At 73.4% G+C, this 8,783-nt stretch carries 11 protein-coding genes and 2 pseudogenes; 9 read left to right on the forward strand and 4 right to left on the reverse strand.

Annotated features, from left to right (window positions below):
• Positions 1–262 precede the first annotated feature (262 nt).
• On the forward strand, positions 263–601 hold the full coding sequence (locus tag ACFW2E_RS33905; RefSeq protein WP_384471869.1) for a hypothetical protein: 339 nt from the start codon (positions 263–265) through the stop codon (positions 599–601).
• A gap of 73 nt (positions 602–674) precedes the next feature.
• Here the strand turns inward: ACFW2E_RS33905 and ACFW2E_RS33910 are convergent, their stop codons facing one another.
• The gene (locus ACFW2E_RS33910) at positions 675–1,307 is read right to left on the reverse strand and encodes a TetR family transcriptional regulator (RefSeq protein ID WP_384471872.1); all 633 of its coding nucleotides are present in this window, start codon (positions 1,305–1,307) and stop codon (positions 675–677) included.
• 122 nt (positions 1,308–1,429) lie between these two features.
• On the opposite strand from ACFW2E_RS33910, the gene ACFW2E_RS33915 reads away from it, so the two are divergent.
• From ACFW2E_RS33915 to ACFW2E_RS33925, 3 genes are all read left to right on the forward strand, one after another.
• Positions 1,430–1,597: a hypothetical protein gene (locus tag ACFW2E_RS33915; protein ID WP_189957663.1), complete on the forward strand. Its 168-nt coding sequence runs from the start codon at positions 1,430–1,432 to the stop codon at positions 1,595–1,597.
• A 32-nt stretch (positions 1,598–1,629) separates the two neighbouring features.
• Positions 1,630–1,917, forward strand: coding sequence for a DUF4190 domain-containing protein (locus ACFW2E_RS33920; protein ID WP_384471875.1), 288 nt, complete (start codon positions 1,630–1,632; stop codon positions 1,915–1,917).
• Positions 1,918–2,036: 119 nt separating this feature from the next.
• Positions 2,037–3,200 (forward strand): cysteine desulfurase family protein, encoded by a 1,164-nt coding sequence (locus tag ACFW2E_RS33925; protein ID WP_384471878.1) that lies wholly within the window; start codon positions 2,037–2,039, stop codon positions 3,198–3,200.
• A 124-nt stretch (positions 3,201–3,324) separates the two neighbouring features.
• Here ACFW2E_RS33925 and ACFW2E_RS33930 read toward each other — a convergent pair whose 3' ends face one another.
• Positions 3,325–4,008: an N-acetylmuramoyl-L-alanine amidase gene (locus ACFW2E_RS33930; RefSeq protein WP_384471881.1), complete on the reverse strand. Its 684-nt coding sequence runs from the start codon at positions 4,006–4,008 to the stop codon at positions 3,325–3,327.
• A gap of 60 nt (positions 4,009–4,068) precedes the next feature.
• On the opposite strand from ACFW2E_RS33930, the gene mnmA reads away from it, so the two are divergent.
• The gene (gene mnmA / locus ACFW2E_RS33935; protein ID WP_384471884.1) at positions 4,069–5,199 is read left to right on the forward strand and encodes a tRNA 2-thiouridine(34) synthase MnmA; all 1,131 of its coding nucleotides are present in this window, start codon (positions 4,069–4,071) and stop codon (positions 5,197–5,199) included.
• A gap of 23 nt (positions 5,200–5,222) precedes the next feature.
• Here mnmA and ACFW2E_RS33940 read toward each other — a convergent pair whose 3' ends face one another.
• Together ACFW2E_RS33940 and ACFW2E_RS33945 are read right to left on the reverse strand one after the other, a co-directional pair.
• Positions 5,223–6,002: an alpha/beta fold hydrolase gene (locus ACFW2E_RS33940; RefSeq protein ID WP_384471887.1), complete on the reverse strand. Its 780-nt coding sequence runs from the start codon at positions 6,000–6,002 to the stop codon at positions 5,223–5,225.
• Positions 6,003–6,031: 29 nt separating this feature from the next.
• On the reverse strand, positions 6,032–6,391 hold the full coding sequence (locus ACFW2E_RS33945; protein ID WP_384471890.1) for a DUF427 domain-containing protein: 360 nt from the start codon (positions 6,389–6,391) through the stop codon (positions 6,032–6,034).
• 50 nt (positions 6,392–6,441) lie between these two features.
• Here ACFW2E_RS33945 and ACFW2E_RS33950 point away from each other — a divergent pair.
• The 4 genes and pseudogenes from ACFW2E_RS33950 to ACFW2E_RS33965 form a co-directional block, all read left to right on the forward strand.
• Positions 6,442–6,851, forward strand: a pseudogene (locus ACFW2E_RS33950) (LOG family protein).
• Between the two features lie 7 nt (positions 6,852–6,858).
• Entirely contained in the window at positions 6,859–7,557 is a 699-nt protein-coding gene (locus tag ACFW2E_RS33955) for an SDR family oxidoreductase (RefSeq protein ID WP_384471893.1), read from the forward strand.
• Between the two features lie 4 nt (positions 7,558–7,561).
• The gene (locus ACFW2E_RS33960) at positions 7,562–7,960 is read left to right on the forward strand and encodes a hypothetical protein (protein ID WP_384471896.1); all 399 of its coding nucleotides are present in this window, start codon (positions 7,562–7,564) and stop codon (positions 7,958–7,960) included.
• A gap of 33 nt (positions 7,961–7,993) precedes the next feature.
• Positions 7,994–8,783, forward strand: a pseudogene (locus ACFW2E_RS33965) (hypothetical protein); the annotation flags it as partial.

The following is an 8,783-nucleotide window of genomic DNA, read 5'->3' on the forward strand; positions in this document are numbered from 1 at the left end:
ACTCTGTGTGTGACCCCGAGAGTGTGTGTGACCTAGCCCCGCCCGAGGGGCCCGTGCAGGCGGCGGCCGCGGGCCGCAGTGTCACGGACCTGTACCGGCCCGTGGCCGAGGGACCGGGCTGAACTCCCGGGCCGGCTCGTCCTCTTGGGCTCTGCTTTACCCGATTGACAGGCAGGCGACAGGACGGACCCAAGAACGCCCTAAGAGCCGTTGATTGAGTGCCCGCCTCAGGACCCCCTCAGCATCCGTGGAGCTGTCTCTCATGAAGCGTGCACGTCTCGCCCCCGCCGTCGCCCTGCTGGCGCTGTCCCCGCTGCTGCTGACCGCGTGCGGCTCGGGCGACTCGTCGTCCTCGAACAGCGGCACCTCGGGGCAGCAGGGTTGTCAGGCGCCGTCCGGCGTGCCGACCGGCGCCTCCGGGCGTCCTGGCGGCGCCCCGACCGGCGCGCCCTCGGGCAGGCCGGCCGGTGCTCCCACCGGCACCCCGACCGGTGTCCCCTCGGGCATGCCTAGCGGTGGCCCCGGGGGCGGCCGGGGCGGCGGCTGCGGAGGTCCGGTCGGCGGGCAGCCGGGCCAGGGAGGGCAGGCTCGGCAGGGCTGACCCGCGGTTCCGTACGACAGGGGCGGCGCGTCGGGTGAAACGGGCGCGCCACCCCCCGTGTGCCGCGCCGGGGTCAGTCCAGCCAGTGGCGGCGGCCGAGGCTGATCAGCCTCATCTGGCGGGCCGCGACCTGGGCGACGTGCTCCCGCTCCTCCCCGGAGGCCGAGGTCTCCAGCGCCTCCAGGAACAGGGAGGCCGTGATGAGCATCTGGTCGACGTAGAGGTGCGCGAGCATCAGCAGGTCGTCTTCGCTCCAGCCGACGGCCTCCGGGTCCTTGGCCAGCTCGGTCCGCACTTCCTCGGCGAACCTGGTCAGTTGGGCCCGGATGGCCTCCCGTACCGGCTGGACGCCGCCGTGCCGCTCGCGGGCGATGAAGCGGACGTGCGCGGGGTGCGTCTCCACGTGCCGGGCGATCAGCCCGATGGCGCGGGTGATGCGCTCGTCGCTGTCCCCGGCCGTGGACACGGTCGTCCGCACCATCGGGTGCAGACTGCCCAGCGCCTCGTCGACCAGGGCCACGCCGAGATCCGCCGTGGAGCGGAAGTGCCGGTAGAAGGCGGTCGGGGCGACGCCGACGGCGCGGGTGACCTCGCGCAGGCCCAGACTGCTCAGGCTCTGTCCCTCCAGCAGCCCCAACGCCGCGTCCAGGAGCGCCTGCCGGGTCTTCTGCTTCTGGGCCTGCCGGATGCCGAGGGTGTGACTCATGTCATCCAGTTAACAACTGTTCTCCGGAATTGAAAAGCCGTCGGAGGCGCTAGACTCAAAGTCAGTGAACAACTGTAACCACAACCGTTCACCGAAACTTCACGGAGGGGGGATCGAATCCCATGCTGTTCCTCGTCGCCGCACTCATGCTGCTCGGTGTGGTGCTGGGCACCGTCGCCCACGCGCCGCTCACCGTCACCGCTGCCGTGGCCGCCGTCATCGCCGTCTGGCTCGGCATCTTCGCGATCCGCGAACGCCACGGCCGCCGTCGTCGCACCTCGGCCAACTGACCGCCCGAACCGACCTTCAGGAGCTGAGCACCATGCAACTCACCGCACCGGCCGCCCACCGCACCGACCGGACCGACACCCGGCAGAGCACCCGCGACGCCGACGGCATGGCCGTGGCGTCCTTCATCCTCGGCCTCCTCGGCCTCCTCGTCCTCAACCTGTTCCTCGGGCCGATCGCCATGGTCCTGGCGGGCGTCGCCCTGTGGCGAGGCACGTCCCGTCGCGGCCGGGCGTACCTCGGCCTGGCGCTGGGCGTGGCCGACCTGACGGTCCTGGTCATCGCCATGCAGATGTCCAACACCGTTTCGTGGAGCCTGTGAGCCCGGGAAAAACACCTTGAACGACGGCAGACGCCCCGAGGACGACGGGGCACCGCCGCCCGCTGTGCCCGGCCTTGGCACCGGGCCGCCGTCAAGGGCCCCGTAGAATCGGGCTCACCATGGCTTACCTCGACCACGCCGCGACGACCCCGATGCTCCCGGAGGCGGCAGAGGCACTGACCGCCGCGCTGAGCGTCACCGGCAACGCCTCCTCCCTCCACGCGTCCGGCCGTACGGCCCGCCGCACGGTCGAGGAGTCCCGCGAGACGCTCGCCGAAGCGCTCGGCGCCCGCCCCAGCGAGGTCGTCTTCACCTCCGGCGGCACCGAGGCCGACAACCTCGCGGTCAAGGGTCTCTACTGGTCCCGGCGCGACGCCGACCCGGCCAGGACCCGGGTCCTCGCCAGCCCCGTCGAACACCACGCCGTCCTCGACGCCGTCCACTGGCTCGGCGAACACGAGGGCGCCACCGTCGAGTACCTCCCCGTCGACAAGTACGGGCGGGTCGCTCCGGAGGCACTGCGCGAGGCGATCGCCCGCAACCCCGACGACGTGGCCCTGGCGACCGTCATGTGGGCCAACAACGAGATCGGTACGGTGCTGCCGGTCCGCGAACTCGCCCGGGCGGCCGCCGAGTTCGATGTGCCGCTGCACGCGGACGCCGTCCAGGCCTTCGGCCAGGTCCCCGTCGACTTCGAGGACTCCGGGCTCGCCGCGATGACGGTCTCCGGCCACAAGATCGGCGGCCCGTACGGCATCGGCGCGCTCCTCCTCGGCCGCGAGTACACCCCCGTGCCCGTCCTGCACGGCGGCGGCCAGGAGCGCCATGTGCGCTCCGGCACCCTCGACGTCCCGGCGATCGCCTCCTTCGCGGTCGCCGCCCGGCTGGCCGCCGAGCAGCGCGAGTGGTTCGGCCGGGAGATCGGCGCCCTGCGGGACGACCTGATCAAGGCCGTCCGTACGGCGGTTCCGGACGCGATCCTCGGCGGCGACCCGGTGGACCGCCTGCCGGCCAACGCCCACTTCACCTTCCCGGGCTGCGAGGGCGACTCCCTGCTGCTCCTGCTGGACGCCCAGGGCATCGAGTGCTCGACCGGCTCCGCCTGCACCGCCGGCGTCGCCCAGCCCAGCCACGTCCTCCTCGCCACCGGCACCGACCCGGACCTGGCCCGCGGCACCCTCCGCTTCTCCCTCGGCCACACCTCCACGGAGGCGGACGTGGACGCGGTCGCGAAGGCCATCGGCCCGGCGGTGGAACGGGCCCGCGCGGCCGGCCTGACCTAGGCCCTGTCGTCCCGTTGCCGCCTGCCCCGCGACGCCGGCAGGACCTGGGAGCGCTCACCGCCCCCGGTCGTGCCGGCGGTGACCCGGGATACCCGGCCGATGCGCGGAGCCCCCACGACCGTGATCATGCACGATCCGCGTCATGCCCCGCGGCCTGTCGCACCAGCCCCATGTACCGGTCCCAGTCCCAGTACCGCCCGGGATCCGTGTGGTCCGTCCCCGGGACCTCCACGTGCCCGATGATGTGCTCCCGGTCGACCGGTATGCCGTACCGCCCGCAGATCGTGGCCGTCAGCCGCGCCGAGGACGCGTACATCGCGTCCGTGAAGGACGAGGACCGCTCCACGAACCCCTCGTGCTCGATGCCGACGCTCCGCTCGTTGTACGACCGGTTGCCCGCGTGGAACGCCACGTCCAGCTCACGGATCAGCTGGGTGACGCGCCCGTCCCCGCGCACGATGTAGTGCGCCGCCGCCCCGTGCGACGGGTCCTGGAAGGCCTTCACCGCGCTTGCGTAGCCGCCCTGGGTGACATGCACGACTATCCGGTCGATCGGATAGTCGTCCGGCCGGTCCGCCCGCCGGTAGTTCGCCGGGGACGCGGCCACCCATCGCGCGCCCCGGAAGTCCACCGCACCCGCCACCCGCGGCTTCTCCACCCCCGGCAGCCGCCACCACAGACGGGAGAGCTCGTCCCGGGCCAGCACCGCGGTCCCCGCGGCGGCCGCGAGACCGCCGACGAGCAGGGCCCGCCGCCCCAGCCGCCGATCGGAGTCGCCGCTCCCGGTACCCGCCCGTGTCCCACCCATGTGATCGTCAACGGATACCCGCGGGTCCCGGTTCCCGCGCCCCCGTACCCTGGAGGGGTTATGACTGACACCCCGCAGCGCACCCGCCCCCTCCGCGTCCTCGCCGCCATGTCCGGCGGCGTGGACTCCGCCGTCGCCGCCGCCCGCGCGGCCGAGGCGGGCCACGACGTGACCGGCGTCCACCTCGCGCTCTCCGCGAACCCGCAGTCGTTCCGCACCGGCGCGCGGGGCTGCTGCACGATCGAGGACTCGCGCGACGCCCGCCGCGCCGCCGACGTCATCGGCATCCCGTTCTACGTCTGGGACCTCGCCGACCGCTTCCGCGAGGACGTCGTCGAGGACTTCGTCGCCGAGTACGAGGCCGGCCGCACCCCGAACCCGTGCCTGCGCTGCAACGAGAAGATCAAGTTCGCCGCGCTGCTGGACAAGGCGCTGGCGCTCGGCTTCGACGCCGTCTGCACCGGTCACTACGCCAAGGTGATCGTGAACGAGGACGGCACCCGCGAACTGCACCGGGCCTCCGACATGGCGAAGGACCAGTCCTACGTCCTCGGCGTCCTGGACGAGAAGCAGCTCGCGCACGCCCTGTTCCCGCTGGGCGACACGGTGACGACCAAGGACGAGATCCGCGCGGAGGCCGAGCGCCGCGGCCTCGCGGTCGCCAAGAAGCCCGACTCGCACGACATCTGCTTCATCGCCGACGGCGACACCCAGGGCTTCCTCGCCTCCCGGCTCGGCAGGGCCGAGGGCGACATCGTCGACGAGTCCGGCGCCAAGGTGGGCACGCACGAGGGCGCGTACGGCTTCACCATCGGCCAGCGCAAGGGCCTGCGCATCGGCACCCCGGCCGCCGACGGCAAGCCGCGCTACGTCCTCGACATCTCCCCGGTGACCAACACGGTGACGGTCGGCCCGGCCGCCGCCCTGGACGTCACCGCCCTGACCGCGATCAAGCCCCGCTGGTGCGGCACGGCCCCGGCCGGCCCCGGCACCTACACCGCCCAGCTCCGCGCCCACGGCGGCGAGACCGAGGTGACGGCGGAGCCCGTGGACGGCGGACTGCGGGTCGCCTTCACCGAGCCGGTCCGCGGCGTCGCCCCCGGCCAGGCGATCGTCCTGTACGACGGCACGCGGGTGGTGGGCTCGGCGACCATCGCGTCGACCACGCGCGCGACGACTGCGGCGGTCTAGCGGGGCCGGCGGCCGCGCCGGGGCTACGGGGCGAGGAACTCCGCCAGCACCGGCGCGAGGACGTCCGGATCCACCCTGTGCGTCTGCCCCTCCAGGGTTCGGTACGTCCCTCGGGGCGACGCCTCCGCGACCGCCCGGGCCGCCTCCCGCATCCAGGCCGGGCTCGCCCCGCCCGCGACGGCCAGTACGGGCACGGTGATCGCGGCCAGCCGTTCCCGGGGCACCAGACCGTCGCCCATCACCGCGTCGTCGTGGGCCAGACTCGGCGCGATCGCCTCCATGTCGGCCCACATGGGGGACTGGCGGGCGCCCCGGATCATCTCCTCCGCCAGGCCCGTGAGCCGCAGGAAGTGCTCCACCGCGTCTCCGCGGCGCCCCTGCCCGAGAGCCTCCGTCAGGTTCCGGGTGTACTCGGCACGCTCCTCGGCACCGCCCTCGTAGACCGCGAACGGCGGCTCGTACACCGCCACCTGACGTACCGGCAGCCCGCTCGCCGCCGCCTCCAGCGCCAGCGCGCCGCCCGAAGACATGCCGTAGAGCGCCGCCTCCCCGCCCACCGCCTCGATCAGCGCCGCCAGGTCCTCGACCTCGCGGGCGACGGAGTACGGCGCCGTGTCCCCGCTGGCGCCGCGCCCCCGGCGGTCGTACGGCACGACCGTGCAGTGCTCGGCGAGCCGTGCGGCCAGCGGGGCCACCGTGGCGCCCGTGGACATCGCGCCGCTCACGAGGACGACCGCCGGGCCCTGCCCGCCGAGCTCGTAGGCGATGCGGGTGCCGTCACGCGAAATGATCTGCTTGTCCATGCCTCTGGAGACTGCCACCGGGGACGCGGCTAATCGGTCACGACACCGCTGCTCCCGGACTTCTGCTGCTGAACTTCCACTTCGTAGAAGCAGAGGTGGTCCTTGATCGCGGCGACTCCGTCCTTCGGCTCGGGATACGCCCACACCAGGTCCGGGGCGTCCGGCAGGGACCAGTAGGACGCCGTCCCCTTGAAGGGGCAGTGGGTGCGGGTCCCGGAGGGGGTGAGGAGGTCGAGGCGCACGTCCTCGGCCGGGATGTAGTAGCGCACGGGACAGCCGGTCTCGCGCAGCACCAGGGGGCGGCGGCTCTCCGCCAGTACCTGACCCCCGTGCACCACGCGCACGTGCTGCTCACCCTGCTCGATCGTGATCGTGTGTCCATTCGTCATACCAGGGAGAGCGCTCCCGGACCCCGGCTTCTTCCCCCTGGGCCGGCCGCATGCGAATCTGCGTCCTCCTCTCCGCCGCCGGCCCCGACGACCGCTACCCGCGCCCCGCGAGCGAGTTCGCGAAAAGGCGCGGCCCGGCGCCGACGAGATGGTGATCGCGAAGGACCCCGCCGAGCGCAAGCGGCCGCTGCTGGAGAAGGCCCACGCGGTGGTCGTCATGGTGGGCCGCACCGGAACGCTCGACGAGGCCACCGAGACCCTGGAGCCGAAGAAGCACGGGCACACCGACAAGCCCGTCGTCCTGCTCGACACCGAGGGCTTCCACGACGGTCCGAAACAGCAGTTCCGCAGGACGGAGGACGAGGGCTTCCTGCCCCGCCCGCTCTCCGACCTCGTCGTCTTCACGGACGAGCCGGTCGGCGCGCTGGCCCACCTGGAGGAGAGCGCGGGCGTCCGGTGATGCGAGCATGACCCCCATGGCTACTCATGTGATCACCGGGGCGGGTTCCGGCATCGGCGCGGCCGTGGCCCGCCGTCTGCACGCGCGCGGGGACGAACTCGTGCTGCACGCGCGCGACGCGGGCCGCGCGAAGGAACTGGCGGCGGAGTTCCCCGGCGCCCGCACCCTGGTCGGCGACCTCGCGGACCCGGACAAGCTCTCCTGGGCCTTCTCCCACCAGACACTGCCGGACCGGGTGGACTCGCTGCTGCACATCGCCGGAGTCGTCGACCTGGGCCAGGTCGGGGAGCTGACCCCGAAGTCCTGGCGCCACCAGCTCAACGTCAACCTGGTCGCACCCGCCGAGCTGACCCGCCACCTCCTCCCGCAGCTGCGCGCCGCCCGCGGTCACGTGGTCTTCGTGAACTCCGGCGCGGGACTCAGCGCCCACGCCGGCTGGTCCGCCTACGCCGCCTCCAAGCACGGCCTCAAGGCCCTGGCCGACTCCCTCCGCGCGGAGGAGCACGCCCACGGCGTCCGCGTCACCTCCGTCTACCCGGGCCGCACCGCAAGCCCCATGCAGGCCAAAGTCCACCAGCAGGAGGGCAAGGACTACCACCCGGACCGGTGGATCGACCCCGAGTCGGTGGCGACGACGATCCTGATGGCCATCGACCTGCCCAGGGACGCGGAGGTCAACGACCTGACGGTGCGGCCGGGGCAGTGACCCGGTGACTTCCGAAGGAAGCGGCGCGCGCGCCGGTGACGAGATCCGCGTCTGGCTGGACGACGTCTGGGACCGCGCCGCGGCCGCGGTGATCCTGCGCGGCGGGGACGACGCCGGGCCGCTCGCCCGGCGCCCGGTCCTGGCCGAGATCTACGACGACGGCACGCTCGCGGAGCTGCGCGCCCTGACCACGACCGGAGACTTCAGCGGTGACATCTGCCGCTGCCACGGCAGCCTGACCGTCGCCCTGCTCGACGCCCACGGCGAGTTCATCGGCAGTGGCAGCCACCACGGGCGGACCGACATCGCCTGGGAACGCGGCCGCTTCCGCAACAACCTCGAAGTCGCCGACCCGGGACAGCTGCTCGCCTTCCTGGAACGGCACGGGGCGTACCGGCGTTGAACCCGCCCCCCGTGGGTTCCGTAGGCTTCGGGGGTGAGCGATGACAGCCAGTTCAGGTTCGGTGCGGCCACCGGTATCGGGTCCATGCCCGGCGGGGACGCCCGGGAGGCCGCCAAGACAGTCACCGGGTCCTTCGAGGACTTCCCGTTCCTGCCCGAGCTGCCGGCCCGCGGGCCCGGCGCGGACATGATCGGCCGCACCGCCGGCCTGCTCGTCGAGCTGTACGCGCGCGTGGAGCCGAGCGGCTGGCGGATCGGGGACCGGCCCGGGCGTGACACCAAGCGGGCCCGGTCCTGGCTGGGCGAGGACCTCGACGCGCTCGAGGAGTTCACCCAGGGGTACGAGGGGCAGGTGAAGGTGCAGGCCGTCGGGCCCTGGACCCTGGCCACCGCCCTCGAACTGAAGAACGGCGAGGCCGCCCTCTCCGACCCGGGCGCAAGCCGCGATCTCGCCGCCTCGCTCGCCGAGGGGCTGCGCCTGCACCTGGCCGAGGTACGGCGCCGTGTCCCCGGCGCCCGCCTCGTCCTGCAGCTCGACGAGCCCTCCCTCACCGCCGTACTCCGCGGTCAGGTCAGGACGGCCAGCGGGTACCGGACCCACCGGGCCGTGGACCGGCAGGTCGTCGAGGCCACCCTCAGGGACCTCGGGCGCGGGGGCGGGGGCGGGGCGGGGCGCGGGGCCCCCCCGCGCCCCCCGCGCCCGCCCCCCGCCCCCGCCGGGGGCGCGCCCGCCGCTCCCGCCACCCCCCGCCCCGCGCCGGGCCGCGTCGGCTATCTCGGCACCGGCCTCATCGCGCGGTACGTGCACTCCTATCTCTCCACGC

Origin of the sequence: Streptomyces sp. NPDC058964 (assembly GCF_042741275.1) — a bacterium.
Classification (GTDB): Bacteria; Actinomycetota; Actinomycetes; order Streptomycetales; family Streptomycetaceae; genus Streptomyces.